The organism is Brevibacterium luteolum (assembly GCF_013004595.1).
In the GTDB taxonomy this organism is placed as follows: Bacteria; Actinomycetota; Actinomycetes; order Actinomycetales; family Brevibacteriaceae; genus Brevibacterium; species Brevibacterium luteolum.
The window spans coordinates 21560-39758 of the sequence record NZ_JABEMC010000012.1; the positions used below are offsets into that span (position 1 = coordinate 21560).

Annotated in this window: 16 protein-coding genes and 1 tRNA gene; 7 read left to right on the forward strand and 10 right to left on the reverse strand. The window is 68.1% G+C overall.

Features of this window, described 5'->3' with window-relative positions; all coding sequences use genetic code 11:
• Positions 1-125: 125 nt before the first annotated feature.
• The 3 genes from HLA91_RS12830 to HLA91_RS12840 all read right to left on the reverse strand — a co-directional run bounded on the left by HLA91_RS12830 (position 126) and on the right by HLA91_RS12840 (position 2667).
• The gene (locus tag HLA91_RS12830) at positions 126-1100 is read right to left on the reverse strand and encodes a ribose-phosphate diphosphokinase (protein ID WP_102163142.1); all 975 of its coding nucleotides are present in this window, start codon (positions 1098-1100) and stop codon (positions 126-128) included.
• Entirely contained in the window at positions 1100-2557 is a 1458-nt protein-coding gene (gene glmU / locus HLA91_RS12835; protein ID WP_102163143.1) for a bifunctional UDP-N-acetylglucosamine diphosphorylase/glucosamine-1-phosphate N-acetyltransferase GlmU, read from the reverse strand. Before glmU ends, HLA91_RS12830 begins: the two co-directional genes overlap by 1 nt.
• Before the next feature lie 38 nt (positions 2558-2595).
• A tRNA-Gln gene (locus tag HLA91_RS12840) sits at positions 2596-2667 on the reverse strand.
• A 75-nt stretch (positions 2668-2742) separates the two neighbouring features.
• Between HLA91_RS12840 and HLA91_RS12845 the strand changes: the two genes are divergently transcribed.
• Both HLA91_RS12845 and pcrA read left to right on the forward strand, forming a co-directional pair.
• Positions 2743-3144 (forward strand): hypothetical protein, encoded by a 402-nt coding sequence (locus tag HLA91_RS12845; RefSeq protein WP_102163144.1) that lies wholly within the window; start codon positions 2743-2745, stop codon positions 3142-3144.
• 126 nt (positions 3145-3270) lie between these two features.
• The gene (gene pcrA, locus HLA91_RS12850; RefSeq protein ID WP_204514203.1) at positions 3271-5844 is read left to right on the forward strand and encodes a DNA helicase PcrA; all 2574 of its coding nucleotides are present in this window, start codon (positions 3271-3273) and stop codon (positions 5842-5844) included.
• Positions 5845-5965: 121 nt separating this feature from the next.
• Here the strand turns inward: pcrA and HLA91_RS12855 are convergent, their stop codons facing one another.
• The 4 genes from HLA91_RS12855 to purN form a co-directional block, all read right to left on the reverse strand.
• Entirely contained in the window at positions 5966-6148 is a 183-nt protein-coding gene (locus HLA91_RS12855; protein ID WP_102163146.1) for an antitoxin, read from the reverse strand.
• A gap of 156 nt (positions 6149-6304) precedes the next feature.
• Positions 6305-6538: a hypothetical protein gene (locus tag HLA91_RS12860; RefSeq protein WP_239557067.1), complete on the reverse strand. Its 234-nt coding sequence runs from the start codon at positions 6536-6538 to the stop codon at positions 6305-6307.
• Between the two features lie 181 nt (positions 6539-6719).
• Positions 6720-8267, reverse strand: a complete 1548-nt coding sequence (gene purH, locus HLA91_RS12865) for a bifunctional phosphoribosylaminoimidazolecarboxamide formyltransferase/IMP cyclohydrolase (RefSeq protein ID WP_170275016.1) — start codon at positions 8265-8267, stop codon at positions 6720-6722.
• Between the two features lie 78 nt (positions 8268-8345).
• On the reverse strand, positions 8346-8972 hold the full coding sequence (purN, locus tag HLA91_RS12870; protein ID WP_204514204.1) for a phosphoribosylglycinamide formyltransferase: 627 nt from the start codon (positions 8970-8972) through the stop codon (positions 8346-8348).
• A gap of 28 nt (positions 8973-9000) precedes the next feature.
• On the opposite strand from purN, the gene HLA91_RS12875 reads away from it, so the two are divergent.
• Complete coding sequence (locus HLA91_RS12875; protein ID WP_170275018.1) at positions 9001-9453, forward strand: hypothetical protein; 453 nt, start codon at positions 9001-9003, stop codon at positions 9451-9453.
• Between the two features lie 71 nt (positions 9454-9524).
• On the opposite strand, the gene HLA91_RS12880 is transcribed toward HLA91_RS12875, so the two are convergent.
• Positions 9525-10736: a cell division protein PerM gene (locus HLA91_RS12880; RefSeq protein WP_170275019.1), complete on the reverse strand. Its 1212-nt coding sequence runs from the start codon at positions 10734-10736 to the stop codon at positions 9525-9527.
• 161 nt (positions 10737-10897) lie between these two features.
• On the opposite strand from HLA91_RS12880, the gene HLA91_RS12885 reads away from it, so the two are divergent.
• From HLA91_RS12885 to HLA91_RS12900, 4 genes are read left to right on the forward strand one after another with little or no spacing between them, the layout of a single operon-like run.
• Entirely contained in the window at positions 10898-12202 is a 1305-nt protein-coding gene (locus HLA91_RS12885; RefSeq protein WP_170275020.1) for a hypothetical protein, read from the forward strand.
• 59 nt (positions 12203-12261) lie between these two features.
• The gene (locus tag HLA91_RS12890; RefSeq protein ID WP_170275021.1) at positions 12262-13269 is read left to right on the forward strand and encodes an ABC transporter ATP-binding protein; all 1008 of its coding nucleotides are present in this window, start codon (positions 12262-12264) and stop codon (positions 13267-13269) included.
• Complete coding sequence (locus HLA91_RS12895) at positions 13266-14105, forward strand: ABC transporter permease (RefSeq protein WP_102163154.1); 840 nt, start codon at positions 13266-13268, stop codon at positions 14103-14105. The genes HLA91_RS12890 and HLA91_RS12895 overlap by 4 nt, the downstream gene beginning before the upstream one ends.
• A complete protein-coding gene (locus HLA91_RS12900; protein WP_170275022.1) occupies positions 14102-14974 on the forward strand; it encodes an ABC transporter permease in 873 nt (290 codons plus the stop codon). The genes HLA91_RS12895 and HLA91_RS12900 overlap by 4 nt, the downstream gene beginning before the upstream one ends.
• Before the next feature lie 4 nt (positions 14975-14978).
• On the opposite strand, the gene HLA91_RS12905 is transcribed toward HLA91_RS12900, so the two are convergent.
• Both HLA91_RS12905 and HLA91_RS12910 read right to left on the reverse strand, forming a co-directional pair.
• The gene (locus HLA91_RS12905) at positions 14979-16370 is read right to left on the reverse strand and encodes an amidase (protein ID WP_170275023.1); all 1392 of its coding nucleotides are present in this window, start codon (positions 16368-16370) and stop codon (positions 14979-14981) included.
• Between the two features lie 17 nt (positions 16371-16387).
• A complete protein-coding gene (locus tag HLA91_RS12910) occupies positions 16388-18199 on the reverse strand; it encodes a dipeptide ABC transporter ATP-binding protein (RefSeq protein ID WP_170275039.1) in 1812 nt (603 codons plus the stop codon).

Genomic DNA, 18199 nt, shown 5'->3' on the forward strand with positions numbered 1-18199 from the left:
AACTCGTCAAGGATACTCGCCTGGCGCCTCGGCGGCAAAACGACTCCGGCACCTCGGCGGCAAACCGACTGCGGCGCCCCGGCCGGTGCCGGGACGCCGCAGGGAGCCCGAGAGTCAGGCGCAGGTCATTCGATCTCGAACAGGCTGGTGACCGAGCCGTCTTCGAACACCTCGTGCACGGCGCGGGCGAGCAGCGGGGCGATCGAGAGCACGGTGAGCTTGTCGAACTTCTGCGAGTCCTCCAGCGGCAGCGTGTTCGTCACGATCACCTCGGAGGCGCACGAGTTCTTCAGCCGCTCGACAGCCGGGCCGGAGAAGACGGCATGTGTCGAGACGATGACCACGCCCTTCGCACCGGCTTCCATGCAGGCATCGGCGGCCTGGACGATGGTGCCGCCGGTGTCGATCATGTCATCGACGAGCACTGCGGTGCGTCCTTCGACGTCGCCGACGACGCGGTTGGCCTTCGTCTGGTTGGGCCGGTTGATGTCGCGGGTCTTGTGGATGAAGGCCAGCGGCACGCCGCCGAGGGCAGACGACCAGTTCTCGGCGACTTTGATGCGGCCGGCGTCCGGGGACACGACAGCCAGTTCGCCCGGATGGTTCTGCTTGACGTAGTCGGCCAGGATCGGCAGGGCCACGAGGTGGTCGACCGGTCCGTCGAAGAAGCCCTGGATCTGCGCGGTGTGCAGGTCGACGGCGATGAGCCGATCGGCGCCGGCGGCCTTGTACATGTCAGCGACGAGACGCGCGGAGATCGGCTCGCGGCCGCGGTGCTTCTTGTCCTGGCGGGCGTAGGGGAAGAACGGGGCGATCACGGTGATGCGCTTGGCTGAGGCGCGCTTGAGCGCATCGACCATGAGCAGCTGCTCCATCAGCCAGTCGTTGATCGGGGCGCAGTGGGACTGCATGACGAACACATCCGAGCCGCGCACCGACTCGGAGTAGCGGACGTAGATCTCACCATTGGCGAAGTTGTAGATGTCGGTGGGCAGCAGTTCAGTGCCCAGACATTCAGCGACCTGCTCGGCCAGCTCCATGTTCGCCCGGCCGGTGACGAGGACGAGCTCCTTCTCACCGGCTGCCGTAATCTTATTCACTACTCCGACTCCTTCTGCGTTTGCTGAGCAGCCTCGGCAGCCTGGGCGGCAGGCGTACCTGGACGGTTCTTCACTACCCAGTCTTCAACATTGCGCTGAGGTGCGACCGTGATGGCCAGCGCCCCAGGCGGAACATCCTTGCGGATCACGGTGCTCGCTCCCGAGTAGGCGCCGTCGCCTACTGTGACGGGGGCGACGAACATCGTGTCCGAGCCGGTGCGGCAGTAGGAGCCGATGGTGGTGTGGTGCTTGTTGATGCCGTCGTAGTTGACGAACACGGAGGCAGCGCCGATGTTGGTGTGCTCCCCGATCGTCGCATCTCCGACATAGGACAGGTGCGGGACCTTCGAGCCGGCGCCGATCTTGGCGTTCTTCGTCTCGACGAAGGTGCCGATCTTGCCCTCGGTGCCCAGCTCGGTGCCCGGGCGCAGGTAGGCGAAGGGCCCGACGGTGGCGTTCTCGCCGATGACGGCCAGCTGGCCGTGGGTGCGCACAACCTGGGCGCCGGCACGGACCTCGGTGTCCGTCAGCGTCGTGTCGGGTCCGATGACCGCGCCCGAGGCGATGTCGCAGGCGCCGTAGAGCTGCACGCCGGGCAGGATGGTCGCGTCGGCGGCGAGCACCGCATCGGCGTCGATCCACGTAGTGTCGGGGTCGACGACGGTGACTCCTGCGCGCATCCAGTTCTCGATGACGCGCTTGTTGAGCTCCTTGCCCAGCTGGGCGAGCTGCACACGGTCGTTAGCTCCCTCAACCTGCCAGAAGTCCTCGATCGCTCGGGCGGCGACAGCCCCACCGGCGGCGCGGGCGATGCCGATGACATCGGTGAGGTACTTCTCCGCCTGGGCGTTGTCGGTCGAGACCTGCGCAAGGGACTCACGCAGCACAGCCGCGTCGAAGGCGTAGATGCCGGAGTTGATCTCCGTGATCTGCTTCTCCTCGGCGCTGGCGTCTTTCTCCTCGACGATGCGTTCGAGGTTGCCGGCGGCGTCGCGGACGATGCGCCCGTAGCCGTGCGGGCGGGCGACCTCGGCGGAGAGCACAGTGACCGCCCCAGAGCGCTGCTCGTGGAAGTCGACGAGGTCCGAGAGCGTCTCAGCGGTCAGCAGCGGCACGTCGCCGTAGGTGACGACGATGGTGCCGGTGAGGTCTTCGGGCAGCTGGGTGAGCGCGCATTCGGCGGCGCGTCCGGTGCCGGGGATGTCGTCCTGGTCAGCGACGAGCACCTGCCGGTCGATCGCCTCGGCAATGGCCGAGACATGCTCGGCGACCTGCTCACGGGCGTGCCGGAGGACGACGACGAGGTGCTGGGGCTGGGCACCAGCGGCGGCATTGATCGCATGGTGGAGCAGCGACCGGCCGCCGATCGGATGCATGACCTTCGGTGTGGCGGACTTCATTCTCGTGCCTTCGCCGGCGGCCAGCACGATGACGGCTGCGGGGCGGTTGACGGTCATGTTCACTCCTTCATCCGGGTGGCCGGATCGTCGACGCGCTCCGCCCATAGGATTCGAACCTATACTGCACGGCTCCAAAGGCCGGCGTGCTGCCATTACACCAGGGCGGATCATGCAGTCCCGGCCGCCCGCAGACCCCGGGGCCGCGATTACTCGGGCACAATCTTGCCACTAGAATGAAGCCTATGGAAATTCTTCGCGATATTCTCCTGTTCCTGCACCTGCTCGGCATGGCGATCATCATCGGCGGTTACTTCGCCGCGATCCGCCGACCCCATGTCATGCCCGGAATGTTGCACGCCGCCTACCTCCAGCTCATCACCGGCATCGGTCTCGTCGGCATCATCGAGATGGCCGGTGACCCGTCTGCCGCCTTCCACATGAAGGTCGGCATCAAGGCGCTGCTCGCCATCGCCGTGGCCGTCACCGCGTTCATCGGCAACCGCAAGCAGAAGCGCGCCCACGCCACCGCCGGTGCCGGCGAACCGGCCGCTGCGACCGGCTCGGAGCCCAGCGCCGGCCTCGCCCACGCGACGTTCGCACTCGCCCTGCTGGCGGTGCTCGTCGCCGTGTTCGTCAACGTCTGAGCCGACTGCCGCTCAAGGAGATGCCGGCGCCCTGTCACGGGTGCCGGCATCGTCGTCTTCTTCCCTCGCGCCCGAGGCGGTCGGCACCTTGGCCGCGTCTGGCCCGGTTGGTAGATTGCTAAGACCATGTCTTCACTCTTCGAGTTCCTCAACACCGCCCCGGATTCCCCTCCGCCGCACGCTGCGCTGCCGGAGATGCCCGTGCCCGAGGCGCCGGCTGACTTCGCTGACATCGCCCACCCGGCTGACGACGCCGATGCTGAACTCGGCGTGCCTGAGGCGGCAGGTGAGACCGGTGCTGCAGGCGCCCACCGCCTCGGTGCCGGTGACCCGGCCGAGCTGCTCGATGGGCTCAATCCCGAGCAGTCTGCTGCGGTCACGCATGCCGGGTCGCCGCTGCTCATCGTCGCTGGCGCCGGTTCGGGCAAGACGACGGTGCTCACCCGCCGGATCGCCTATGCGCTGCGCACCGGACGCGCCCATCCCGGCCAGGTGCTCGCGATCACGTTCACGAACAAGGCCGCCAAGGAGATGCAGGAGCGCATCGGCGCGCTCATCGGCCCGCAGGCGCGCGGCATGTGGGTGTCGACGTTCCATTCGGCGTGTGTGCGGATCCTGCGGCGGGAGGCGAAGACGTTGGGCATGAAGTCGAACTTCGCCGTCTACGATGCGCAGGATTCGCTGCGGCTCATCACGCAGGTCGCCCGTGAGGCCGATGTCGATGTCAAGCGTTTCACCCCCAAGTCGCTGCAGCACCGGATCTCAGCGCTGAAGAACGACCTCATCACCGCTGAGGACTATGCCGGGCAGGCGCGGATGGACAATCCGGCCGTTCAGGCCGTCGCCGAGGTGTACCGCCGGTACGCTGAGCGGCTGCGGCTGGCCAATGCGTTCGACTTCGATGACCTCATCATGGAGACGGTGCATCTGCTCGGCGCCTTCGCCGACGTCGCCGCCTACTACCGCAGCCGGTTCCAGCACATCCTCGTCGATGAGTATCAGGACACGAACCCGGCCCAGTATGCGCTCATCCGGGCGTTGGCCGGGGCTGATGCCGATCATCTCTCGGCGGAACTGACCGTCGTCGGCGATGCCGATCAGTCGATCTACGCCTTCCGCGGGGCGACGGTGCGCAACATCGTCGAGTTCGAAAAGGACTTCCCGCAGGCGCGTACCATCCTGCTGGAGCAGAACTACCGGTCGACGCAGAACATCCTCTCAGCCGCGAATGCGGTCATCGCCAACAATGAGGACCGCAAGGACAAGCGGCTGTGGACGGCTGCCGGTGACGGTGCGCCAGTCGTCGGCTGGGTGGCCGAGAACGAGCAGGCTGAAGCGCAGTTCATCGTCGACCGGATCGATGAGCTCATCGACCAAGGCGACACCGTCTACGGCGACTGTGCGGTGTTCTACCGCACGAACGCCCAGTCCCGTGCGATCGAGGATGCGCTCGTGCGCGCCGGCATGCCCTACCGGGTCGTCGGCGGCACCCGGTTCTATGAGCGCAAGGAGATCAAGGACGCCCTCGCCTACCTGCGGGTGCTGGCGAACCCGGCCGATGACGTCAACCTGCGCCGCATCATCAACGTGCCCAAGCGCTCGATCGGCGACCGGACGGTCGCGATGCTCGGTGCGTTCGCCGAACGCGAGCGGGTGACCTTCTTCGAGGCGCTCGAACGCGCAGACGAGGTGCCGGGGCTCTCCAGCCGGGCGAAGGGCCCGCTGGAGAAGTTCCGGGCGCTTTTCGCAGACCTGCAGTCGACGGCAGAGGGCGCGCAGGTCGCCCGCGTGCTCGAATCGGTGCTCGAGCAGACCGGGTATCTGGCCGAGCTGCAGGCCAGCACAGATCCGCAGGACGAGTCGCGGGTGGACAACCTCGCCGAACTCGTCGCCGTTGCCGAGGCCTTCGATGCCCGCGGTGAGGGGGCGACGCTCGATGACTTCCTCGAGCTCGTGTCGCTGTCCTCGGATGCCGACCAGATCCCGGGTGAGGAGTCCGGGGAAGTCACGCTCATGACCCTGCACACGGCCAAGGGTCTGGAGTTTCCGACCGTGTTCCTCACCGGTATGGAGGACGGCAGCTTCCCGCACCAGCGCTCCTTCAACGATCCGTCAGAGATGTCCGAGGAGCGCCGGCTGGCCTATGTCGGGCTGACACGTGCGCAGAAGCGGCTCATCCTCACGCGCGCGGAGACCCGCAGCATGTGGGGCCAGCCGCAGTACAACCCGCCCAGCCGGTTCCTCACCGAGATCCCCGCCTCGCTCATCGAGTGGGAGAGCACCGGCACCCTGTCAGCCGAGGCCCTCACCGCTGCCTCCGGCGGTTCTGGTGCTGGCGGGTTCGGCAGTTCGTACGGCGGCAGGTTCGGCAGTTCGTACGGCGGCGGGTCCACCGGCGGCTCCTACGGCGGCGGGTTCACCGGCGGGTCGGGCTCGTTCCGCTCCAACTCGGCGGCCGGGCGCAGCTCGTCGTCGCGTGCGGCGTCGAAGTCACCGGGCACCGGGTTCCCCAACCGCATCCGGCCCAACCGCGAGGTCGTCCAGGTCGCTGCCGGCGACCGGGTTTCGCATGATTCCTTCGGCCTCGGCACCGTCATCGAGGTCAAGGGCAGCGGTGACAAGACCGTCGCCGTCGTCGACTTCAAGTCGCTGGGCACCAAACGGCTGCTCATGCGCTATGCCCCGGTCGAGAAGCTCTGACGGATCCGAGCAGCCTCGGGCGCGGTGGACACGACGCAGGCCCAGCACGGTGCGGTGCTGGGCCTGCGTGTCAGTCTGGGCCTGAATCAGCCCGTGATCTGCGTGTCGGTCTACAGGGGCGTCACTCGTTGCCGAGCTTGCCGTCTGCGGCATCCCGGCCCTTGTTGATCTGGTCGTCGAACTTGCCGCCGGAGGCATCCGAGGCCTTCTGCGACGCCTGGTCGAGGCCCTTGTCGGCGGCCTGCTCGCCCTTGTCCGAGTTCACCGCGTCCTTCGCCTTGTTGCCGAGGTCTCCGAGTCCCATATCAAACTCCTTCTCAACATCGCGTCCCGGTCAGGTGACCGGCTGTGCACTCCACCTTTGCAGGTCAGCGTCCGGCTGTAAAGGATCTCGCGCGAGTGGAAACGCTGTGTTCACGCCGTCTTCACCCAGCCGCCGGTGCCTGGCCGCGGCGGTGGGTCAGTGGCCGGGGACGACGAGGCTGAGTCCGGCGAGCGCACCGGCGAGGATGAGGATGGTGATGACGTCGGCCCGGCGCGGCCGGTTGACCCACATCTCCCCGAGTGGGCCGGGCAGCATCCGCAGGCCCGCCAGCAGGAACAGGCCGGCGGCCAAGGTCAATCCGCCCAGCCGGAAGCTCAGCAGCGCAGCGGCTGCTGACAGGACGATCCAGATGAGGCTGGCCAGCAGCACCCAGTCGCGGCGGGTGGGGTTGGAGTAGCGGCGCTTCCAGTAGATCCAGCGTTTGGAGAACCAGTTGCGTCCGCGCCCGCGTGGCAGGGGCTGGCGCTGATGGCGCGGGGACTGCTCGGCAGCCGTCGACCCGGCAGCCGGCGGTCGTCCGGCCGGCCGCCGGGACGCAGCGTGTCGGGGTTCAGTGGAAGAAATGGCGGGTTCCCGTGAAGTACATCGTCACTCCGGCCTGCTCGGCGGCTGCGATGACCTCCTCATCGCGGATCGACCCGCCCGGCTGCACGATCGCGGTGACACCGGCGCGGGTCAGCACTTCGAGACCGTCGGCGAACGGGAAGAACGCGTCCGAGGCGGCCACCGATCCCGCGACTCGGTCGCCTGCGCGCTGGACGGCCAGCTGCGCGGAGTCGACCCGGTTGACCTGGCCCATGCCGACTCCGACGGAGGCCCCGTCGGCGGCGAGCAGGACCGCATTGGACTTCACCGCCCGGCAGGCCCGCCACGCGAAGGCGAGATCGCGCAGCGTCGCCTCGTCGACGGCCCGTCCGGCGGCCAGGGTCCAGTTTGACGGGTCGTCGCCGTCGGCCTGGAAGCTGTCGCGGTCCTGGATGAGCACCCCGCCGGAGATCTGGCGGAACTCCTGGGCATCGGGCTGCCAGCCACCGAGTTCAAGCAGGCGCAGGTTCTTCTTCGTCCTGAGGATCTCCAGCGCCTCGGGGGCGAACGAGGGGGCTGCGAGCACCTCGGTGAAGATCGGCTTGACGGATTCGGCCATCGCGACGGTGACCTCGCGGTTGGCGGCGATCACCCCGCCGTAGGCCGAGACCGGATCGCAGGCGTGGGCCTTGCGGTGGGCTTCGGCGATATCAGCCGCAGTGGCGATGCCGCACGGGTTGGCGTGCTTGATGATCGCCACCGCAGGCGCGTCGAAGTCGTAGGCGGCCCGGATCGCGGCGTCGGTGTCCTGGTAGTTGTTATACGACATCTCCTTGCCGCCGAGCTGCTGGGCTCCTGCGATGCCGCCGCCTGCCGCGGTCTGGTAGACGGCAGCGGCCTGGTGCGGGTTCTCGCCGTAGCGCAGCCCGTGCTTCTTGACCGCGGTGATGCCGAAGAAGTCGCCGGGCTCGTCGCCGTCGGCGAGCTGTCCGGCCAGCCAGCCGGCGACTGCGGCGTCGTAGGAGGCGGTGTGGGCGAAGGCCTCGGCTGCGAGCCGGCGCCGGGAGGCCAGGTCGAAGCCGCCGGTCTGCGCAGCGGTGACGACGTCGCCGTACCGGGCGGGATCGGTGACGATCGCGACACTCGGGTGGTTCTTCGCCGCTGCGCGGACCATCGCCGGGCCGCCGATGTCGATCTGCTCCACGCAGGCGTCGAAGTCCGCACCCGAGGCGACGGTGTCGGTGAATGGGTAGAGGTTGACGACGACGAGGTCGAAGGCGTCGATGCCAAGCTCGGCCAGCTGTGCGCGATGGTCGTCCTTGCGGGAATCGGCGAGGATCCCGGCGTGCACCTTCGGGTGCAGGGTCTTGACGCGGCCTTCGAGGCATTCGGGGAAGCCGGTGACGTCCTCGACCGGGGTGACGTCGATTCCCGCCGCAGCGATCTGCTTGGCCGTCGAGCCGGTCGAGACGATCGACACCCCGGCCTCGGCGAGCCCGCGGGCCAGGTCGGTCAGGCCGGTCTTGTCGTAGACGCTGATGAGTGCGCGGCGGATCGGACGGTGAGCTTCCACAGCAGGCTCCTTCGGACGGAATGGGCGGAGGCGGACAGGTGATGACGGAGTCGGACAGGTGATGAGAGGTGAGCTGGTTCAGTCGATGCTATCGCGGCCGGAGAATCCGGTGACGCGGCGGCCTGCCACGTGCAGATCCCCGCTGGCCAGGTGTGTGAGGACGTCGACGAGCAGGCCGCGCTCGACCTGCCGGATGCGCTCATGCAGGGTGTCCTCGGTGTCATCGGCTTCGACGAGGACCGGCTGCTGGGCGATGATCGGGCCGGTGTCGACACCTTCATCGACGAGGTGGATCGTCGAGCCGGTGACCTTGACGCCGTAGGCGAGCGCATCGCGGACTCCGTGCGCACCGGGGAAGGACGGCAGCAGGGCCGGGTGCGTGTTGATGATGCGCTGCGGGAAGCGCGAGATGAAATCGGGCCCGAGGATGCGCATGAACCCAGCCGAGACGACCCAGTCGGGCTGATAGCCGGCCACTGCCTCGGCCAGTGCCCGGTTCCATTCGTCGCGGGAGGCGAAGTCGCGCGGGGCGACGACGAAGGTGTCGAGACCGGCACCTCGGGCACGGTCGAGGACCGGGGCGTCGGGCCGATCGGAGCCGACCGCAGCGAGCGTGACATCGGCGGCGGGTGCGGCGGTGGTGAAGGCGTCGATGACAGCCTGGGTCAGGGACCCGGATCCGGAGGCGAGGGTTACGAGGCGCACGGCTGTCATTGTATGTCAGACTGTTGCGGTGAGTCCGATCGAGCACAAGCCCAGCCAGAACGACCAGCGACCCTCTGCCGAGAAGCCCAGCGGCGATGAGGAGCTGGTGATGAAGCGCAACCGTGAGGGAATGATCTTCACGCTGCTGCTCGGCGCTGCGCTGCTGGCCGCGCTGTATCCGCTGCCGGCGAAGCTGTTCTCCGGCGTCTTCGCGATCGCTGCCCTCGTGTGGGCGGTGCGCTACTTCATCGCCGGGGTGCGCTCGAAGCAGGCCGGCGGCTGGATCGTCATGGGTGTGCTCGGGGCGCTGGCGGCCGGCTGGATGATCCTGCAGGCGATCGGCATGGCGGTGCTGTACCCGCAGCAGAAGGCCTACGAGGACTGTGTCGCCTCCGCGCTGACGGAGCAGGCCGCAGTCGAATGCCAGACCGAGCACCGCTCGCAGCTGACGAAGATGCTCGAGGACCTCGGCGCCGGCTGATCAGTGACCGCTGCTGAGTCTGCCTGCCCTGTCTGTTCCCCTATCGGCGGGTCAGTCCTGCGGTTGCGGTCTCAGTCCTGCGGTTGTGCCCGGCGGGCGGCGAGGATGAGTCCGTAGCCGGCCCACAGGCCGGCGATGACGAGCCCGCCGGTGATGAGCGGGAACATGAGTGCCGGCACCCCGAAGACCTCCAGGCCGCCGGGCCCGAGCCCGCCGGTGGAGAACAGTCCCCACATCCACATGAGCACGAGCAGCTGGGCTGAGGCGACGGTCATGACCGGCAGGTCGACGTGCTGCCAGCTGCGGCGCAGCGTCACGAGCAGCACCCCGACGATGAAGAGCAGTGCCGGTGCCGCGGCCAGGAAGGCTGGCGGGTTCTCCGGGATGATCGCCAGCAGCGGCACAGCCGGGCGCGGGCCGTCGGCTGCGGAGAAGGCCGAGGCGGTCTCGGCTGCCGACAGGTGCACGCCCGCACCGCTGAGCCAAGCAAGTGCGACGGCGAGGATCCCCGGCAGGTAGAGCAGCTGCACCACTGACAGGCCGATCGCGGCCACGAGCGGGGCACTGTAGAGGTCGACGACGGCGCTGACCTTCTCGAACTCGATGGCGAGCCCGGCAGCGACGGCGAGTGCGGCGAGGACGGCCAGCCACCAGCCGGCGCGCACGCACACCCGGTGGGCATCTTCCAGTGCTCCGGTCCACTGTTCACCGAGTCTGGCTGACAGACGTGAGTCCGCTGCAGCCGCCTGCGGGTACAGGCCGGCACCGAACACAATCGCGGTGCCGACGAGGAGGCCGACACGGGTGAAGCCGATGAGGCTCGGGGTCGCCGCCCCGAGGGCGAAGCCGAACCCGACGGTGATGAGCACAAACGCCCCGGCGATCGACAGATAGGCGCTCGTGCGCGGGGCCCGGTGGGCGGTGAGCTGGCCGGCGCGCTGCAGGCGCGCATTGGCCTCCAGTGCGGTGGCGGTGCGGGAGGCCGCATTGCGCAGCAGCAGCCACACAATGAGGCACAGCAGACTGGGTGGGAAGCTCATGAGCGCCTCACCGGGTCTGACGCTCAGCCCGGTTGCTGCGGCCAGGCCGGTGAACGCCCAGCCGGGGATCGCCGCGAGCGGGCGCTGTTCTGCGATGCCGATGAACCAGGCGATCGAGGCGAGCACGAACGCGATCGTGACGAGCACGAGGAGGATCCGCACGGTTTCGAGCGCGCCGATGACCGCTGGGTGGCGCCCGAGATGCCGGGACCCGCGGCCGCTGCTGTCAGGTGGGGAACTCACTCCCCCTATGGTGCCCGACGTGACCACCGGGCACGGAATACCGACACACCGGGTGTTGCGACTAAAGTGGTACCGTGAGCCACTCTCGCGGTGACCGTCGGCGCTGAGCGCCGGGCGCGTCATCGCCGTCCACCAGCGCTGAAGACAAGGTTGCAAAGCTTATGAACTCCGGCCCTACTCCCCCGCCGATGCCCCCACAGCCGCCGCACGGACCCGGCGGCTCGTCTGGCGCTTCCGGCCCCTACTCAGGTGGACCGCAGGGACCCTACTCAGGTGGACCCCAGGACTCAGGCCCGACCTACAGTGCCGCACCGATCGGCTCGAACCCCGCTGGTGGGGCGAGCGCCGCCTCGGGCCCGGCAGGCGGCAGCGTCCCGCAGCCGGCCCCCGCCCCCGGCTACGCACCCGGACCGGGTGGCCCGGACCAGACGCGCGGCAGGCAGCAGAAGAAGAAGTCGAAGCTGCCGCTGTTCCTGTCTCTGGGCGCCGTTGCGCTTGTGCTCATCCTCGTGCTCGTCGGCTTCTTCGTCGTGCGCAGCGTCAACAACAACAAGTACGGACCCGACACTGTCGCCGAGGAGTACCTCGCCGCCCTGGAGTCCGGCAACATGGACAAGGCCAACGAGATCACCAAGGCGACCGCCCCGGACGGTGCCAGCGAGAAGCTGCTCGTCCAGCCGATCGTCGACGGCTCCCAGGACAAGATCACCGACACGAAGGTCGTCGAGACGACCCGCAACGGCGATTCGGCGAAGATCCACACCCAGTACTCGCTCGGCGGGCAGCCCTACGACCTCGTGCTCACGGCGACGAAGGACGGCCGGCAGGGCATGTTCTTCGACAAGTGGAAGCTCGAACCGCCGGTGCTGCCGACGATCGCTCTTGAAATCCCGCCGATCGGCGGTTCGACGATCAACGGCCAGGAATTCACCCCTGAGGCCGGCCGGGTCGAGTACGCCGTGTGGCCGGGCCGCTACGACGTCACGACCCCGGAGAGCAAGTACATCACCCCCGCTGAGGGCAACGCGACCGTCGGCTTCGCCGATGAGGAGGCCCCGCAGGCGGCGACCGTCAAGCTCTCCGTCGAGGCCACCGATGCCTTCGACACCGACGTCAAGAAGCTCGTCGAGGACAAGGTCAAGGAGTGTGCCAAAGAGAAGAAGACCTCCGTCGACGGCTGCCCGATGGTCAACATCAGCTGGAATGACGACAAGGGCAAGGAAGCCGCCGACAAGGTCAACGAGAAGACCATCGAGCGCACGATCGACAAGATGCCCTCGATCCGCACGATGCTCAGCCCTGATGGTTCCGGCGGTTCCTTCTACACCGAGTCCGACAAGGTCGGGAAGATGACGATGAAGGCCAAGTCGAAGGACGGCAAGTACCGCTGGGACGGCACCGTCGACTTCGAGACCAACGGCTCGGTCAAGATGGACGGCGATAAGCTCAGCGTCGACTTCTACTGAGCTGACTCCCTTCAACAGCTGACCTGACCTGCGTCTTCGCCGGTCAGGTCAGCCTTTTCATGCCCCCGGTGGCCGGCGCCGAGGCGGTGGTACAGTCGTGGACTGTGAGTGCAGACACGTACCCGGCCGGTCAGGCGAGCGATGAAGCGCCGGTCATCTCCGCCTCGGGCCTGGCGAAGTCCTATGGCGACTTCGCCGCCGTCGACGGCATCGACTTCGCCGTCACGCCCGGTGAGAGCTTCGGGCTGCTCGGCCCGAATGGGGCTGGGAAGTCGACGACGATGCGGATGATCGGCGCGACCCTGCCGCGCACCGGCGGGCAGCTGAGCGTCCTCGGCCTCGACCCCAACGTCGACGGCCCGCAGATCCGCGCCCGGCTCGGTGTCGTCCCGCAGCAGGACAACCTCGATGAGGAGCTCTCGGTCTTCGACAACCTCGTCTTCTACGCCCGCTACTTCGGGTTCTCCCGCGCCTATGCCAAGGCGAAGGCCGATGAGCTGCTCGACTTCGCCAATCTGCGTGAGAAGCGCAGCGCCCGTGTCGATGAGCTCTCCGGCGGCATGAAGCGCCGGCTGACGATCGCCCGGTCGCTGGTCAACGATCCCAGCCTGCTCATGCTCGACGAGCCGACGACCGGCCTCGACCCGCAGGCCCGGCACATCCTGTGGGACCGGCTCTACCGGCTCAAACAGCAGGGGGTCACGCTCGTGCTCACGACCCATTACATGGATGAGGCCGAGCAGCTGTGCGACCGGCTCATCGTCGTCGACCACGGCCGGGTCATGGCCGAGGGCGCACCGAGTGAGCTCATCCGGCAGTATTCGACCCGCGAGGTCCTCGAGCTGCGTTTCGGCATCGACCGCAACGAGGAGCAGGCCCCAGCGCTCGAACGGTACTGCGAGCGCATCGAGGTGCTGCCCGACCGGCTGCTGCTCTACAGCGGCGACGGCGACAGTGCACTGGCCGCGATCCGGGAGGCCGGCTTCACCCCGCTGACCGCGCTCGTTCGCCGCTCGAGCCTCGAAGACGTGTTCCTCAGGCTCACCGGACGGAGCCTCATCGAATGAGCACCGACATCGAAGCACCCGGCACGCATGCCGACCAGCACCGTGCGGTGCGCCGGGCCGGTCCGTGGCTGGTGGCCGAGAAACAGCTGCTGTTCTCCCTGCGGTTCATCAAGACGACCCTGGCCGTCACCGTGCTCACCCCGGTGTTCTACATCTTCTCTCTCGGCCTGGGTCTGGGCACCGTCGTCGACTCCGCCCAGCCTGAGGGTGTCGGCGGTGTGCCGTATCTGCTGTTCGTGGCCCCGGCGATGCTCGCGACAGCGGCGATGATGTTCGCCGTCGAGGAATCCACCTATCCGGTCATGGCCGGGTTCCGGTGGAACCGGGGCTACTGGGCGGCAGCGGCCACCACGCTGACCCCAGCGCAGATCGCGCTCGGTGCAGCGCTGGCAACGATCATCCGGGTCGCTGCGATTACGACGATCTACTTCCTCATCATCACCCTCGTCTTCAACGCCGTGCCGAACCCGGCCACCGGCTGGCTCATGATCCCCTTAACAGCCCTGGGCGGGACCGCGCTCGGCTTCCCTGTCATGGCTTTCACCGCCACCCTCAAGCGCGACTCCGGTCAGTTCGCACTCATCCAGCGTGTCGTCGTCATGCCGCTCATGCTGTTCTCCGGCACGTTCTTCCCGCTGGCGAACCTGCCGCTGTCCGTGCAGTGGATCGGCTGGTTGTCCCCGCTGTGGCACACGACCGAACTCGGCCGGCTGCTGGCCTACCACCAGCCGATGTCCGGGCTCATGATCGCTGTGCACCTCGCCTGCATCATCATCCCCAGTGCCGCCGGCCTGCTCATCGCGATGCGCCTGTTCGCCCGGAGGCTGACGTCATGACGCAGCACAGCCCGCACACGCACACCCCGCCAGCCGGCCGCGCGCAACCCGGCAGCACCGCCTCGGCGCTGGCCACCCCGCGCCCGGGCCGGGTGCGGGCGTTCTACGCCGGCAACGCCCGGGCTGTCGTCGCCCGCGGCATGCAGGTCTTCCGGCACAACAACTTCATCCTCGTCGCCTCCGGTGTGCTCGAGCCGATCCTCTACCTGCTGGCGATGGGCCTCGGGCTCGGCTCGCTCATCGGCAGCGTCGAATACGGCGGCCAGACGATCTCCTATGCCGCCTACATCGCCCCGGCTTTGCTGGCCGCCTCGGCGATGAACGGCGCGGTGATGGACTCGACGGTCAACGTGTTCTTCCGGCTCAAACACGGCCGCCTCTACGAGGCGATGCTCACCACCTCGCTCGGGCCCCTCGATGTGGCTCTCGGCGAGATCATCATGGCGGTCTTCCGCGGGTTCCTCTACGCCTGCGGATTCGTCACCGTCATGTTCTTCCTCGGCCTGCTCGACTTTCCGTTCTCGCTCACCGCGCTCGGCGTCGCGATGCTCATGGCCTTCGCGTTCGCCGCGATCGGCATGGGGATCACGAGCTTCTTCTCCGGGTGGTATCAGCTCGACTGGATCTTCGTCATCCTCCAGCCGCTGTTCCTGTTCTCCGCGACCTTCTACCCCATCGAGGTCTACCCGGCCGCCGTCCAGTGGGTCGTCCAGGCGCTGCCGCTGTGGCACGGCGTCGAGCTCATGCGCCTGGCGATCCTCGGGGCTGCGACCAGCCCGGCCTGGATCCACATCGTCTACTTCGCCGGCATGATCGTCATCGGCCTGGCGCTGACCTCGACCCGACTGCAGAAGCTGTTCCTGCGCTGAGTCGTCAGCCCACCGTGCGCGAGGCGGTGGGCACCTGGAGTGCGGATTCGAACCATTCGGAGAGCGTCAGCACTCCGCGGTCGTCGAACCGGCGGCCGGCGACCTGCAGCCCGATCGTCCGGCCGTCAGCCGTGTAGCCGGCCGGGACGGAGGAGGCGGGCTGTTCGGACATGTTGTAGGGCACGGTGAAGGAGATGTGCTGCATCGGCTGGGTGGCGTCGTTGAACGGCATCGGCCAGTCCGCCGGGAATGCGGCCATCGGTGCGACTGGTGAGAGCACGAAATCATAGCCGGCTGTCGCTTCGACGGTGCGCCGGCGCATCTCCTGGATCGAGTGGTAGCAGCGCAGCAGCTCGGTCGCCGAGATATCGGCACCTGCCCAGCACCACTGGGCGACATAGGGAAGGATCTCACGGCGGTCGGCATCGTCGAGGGCCTTGAAGTCTGCCCAGGAGCGCACCCGCCAGAACCGATCGATATCGACGAGCAGGTCTTGGTCCATGAACGGTTGGATCCGCTCGACCGTGGCACCGGCGCTCTCGAGGACCGCAGCGGCGGCATCGACGGCGGCGGCCACCTCGGGATCGGTGTTACTGCCGCAGCCGGCATCGGTGTGCACGGCTACGCGCAGCCGGCTGATGTCGAATTCCTCGTCCCGGTAGCCGACGTCGGTGGCTGGCAGCTGGGAGTAGTCGCGGTCATCGGGCCGGCCGATGACCTCCATCGCGTCGATGACATCGCTCATCCGGCGGGCCAGGGGGCCTGCGCATCGGCCGAGGTAGGGCGCTGAGAGCGGTACTCGCCCGAAGCTCGGCTTGAGGGTGGCCAGTCCCAGCCAGGTGCCCGGCAGGCGGATCGACCCGCCGATGTCTGACCCGATGTGGATCGGCCCGTATCCGGCAGCGGCAGCCGCACCGGCGCCGGAAGACGACCCACCGGTGGTGAGCTCGGGGTTCAGCGGTGAGCGGGTGATGCCGTGGCGGGAGGAGACGCCGGAGGAGAGCATCCCCCAGTCGGGCATGACGGTCGAGGCAAAGAGCACCGCACCGGCCTCCAGCAGCCGGTCGGTGATCGGGGCGTTGGCCTCAGCGACAGTCGGTTCGCCGGCATTGTGGCCGCCGGGCATTCCGACGCCGGCCCAGGCGATGTTCTCCTTGACCGTCACCGGCACCCCGTCGAGGTCCGAGATCGGCTCGCCAGCCTGCCAGCGGGTCGCTGATGCCTCGGCGGCCTGCCGCGCTGCGTCGAAGTCGGTGTGCCACAGTGCGTTGATCGTCGGCTCGCAGGCCTCGACGCGTGCTTTCACCGCGTCGAGCACCGCGACCGGGTCGGTGCTGCCGTCTGCGTAGGCGGCGCGCAGTTCGGCAGCGCTGGCGTCGGCGAGGGTGGTGTCCATGGCGGTCCTTCCTTCTCTCAGCCGGCCCGCTCATCAAGGGCGGCGGCGAGCGTGGGTGTGGCGGCGACGAGTGAGGCGGTGTACTCGTGCTGCGGGTGGTCGTAGATCGCGGCGACGTCGCCTGCTTCGACGATCCGGCCGTCCTTCATGACGACGACGTCAGAGCACAGGTGGCGCACGACCCCGAGGTCGTGGGAGACGAACACGAGGGTGAGCTCGTAGTCGTCGACGAGGTCGGTGAGCAGATTGAGCACCTGGGCACGCACCGAGACGTCGAGGGCGGAGACCGGTTCGTCGGCGACGAGGATGCGCGGGCGGCACACGAGCGCACGGGCGATCGAGATGCGCTGGCGCTGCCCGCCGGAGAACTGGTGCGGATAGCGGGTGCGGCTCTCAGCGTCGAGCCCGACGGCTTCGAGCATCTCAATGACCTTCTCCCGCCGACGTGCGGTAGGCACGCCCATGGCCACGAGCGGTTCGGCGACGATGTCAGCGACCTGCATACGCGGATCGAGGCTGGCGAAGGGGTCCTGGAAGACGATCTGCAGCTCCTCGCGCATCGCCCGCAGCTGCGCCTGACTGGCCGAGGCGATCTCGCAGTCCCCGACGCGCACGTACCCGCTGGTCAGCGGTTCGAGTCCGGAGAGGATCTTGAGCAGCGTCGACTTGCCGGACCCGGATTCGCCGACGATCCCGAACCGCTGCCCGGCCCGGATGCTCAGCGACACATCGGTGAGCGCATCGACGGTGTCCGCCCTGCTGAACAGCCCGGACTTCGTGCGCTGATAGGTCTTGTGCAGGCCCTCGATCTCGATGAGCGGGCGCTGCTCCCCCGCAGGTGCCGGGGCTGCTTCGTGTCCCGCCGCCGATACCGGTTCCGAGGCGTTGGTGACCTGCTGTGCGCTGGTGTCACCCGCCTCGGGCGGGGTGAAGCGTGCCTGGCTGAGCCGGGCGGCGTCATAGGCGCGGGCGGTGGCGATGGTGAACAGCCGGCCGTCATCGTCGGTGGCCGTCAGGTCGGAGGCGGCGAGCAGTCCGCGGGTGTAGTCGTGCTGCGGGTCGGTGAAGATCTGCTCGGTGGCCCCGGCTTCGACGATCTCACCTTGGTACATGACCAGGACCTTCTCGCAGACGCTGGCGACAACGGCCAGGTCGTGGGTGATGAACAGCAGCCCCGTGTCCGAGGTGGTGACGGCATCGAGCACGAGGTCGAGGACCTGGCGCTGGACGGTGACGTCGAGCGCGGTGGTCGGCTCATCGCAGATGAGCAGCTGCGGGTCATTCGCCAGCGCCATCGCGAGCATCACCCGCTGCCGCTGCCCGCCGGAGAGCTGATGCGGGTATGCCCGGGCGGTGGCCGGTGGGTCGGGCAGCTGGACGAGACCGAGGAGGTCGATCGCCCGCTTCGCAGCGCTCGTCTTCGACTGGGTGCGGTGGATGCGCATGACCTCAGCGACCTGGGCGCCGACGCGCATGAGCGGGTTGAGTGCGCTCATCGGCTCCTGGAACACCATGCTCATGTTCAGCCCGCGCAGCCGGGCGATCTGCCGGTCGGAGCGCTCCAGCAGATTGCCCTGAGTGCCGGTGAGCGTGATCGAGCCGGTGGCGGTGAGCTCGTCTGGCAGCAGGCCCATGACCGCTGAGGAGGTAAGCGATTTCCCGGACCCGGATTCGCCGATGAGCCCGACCCGCTCGCCGGGGGCGATGGTGAACGACGTCGGGTGCACGAGCGTGGTCTGCGCGGTGGTGATCGACAGGTCGGTGACTTCGAGCAGGCTGCGCTTGCTCACCGGTGCCGGCGGAGTGGCGGCGCTGGCGTGGGCGGGCAT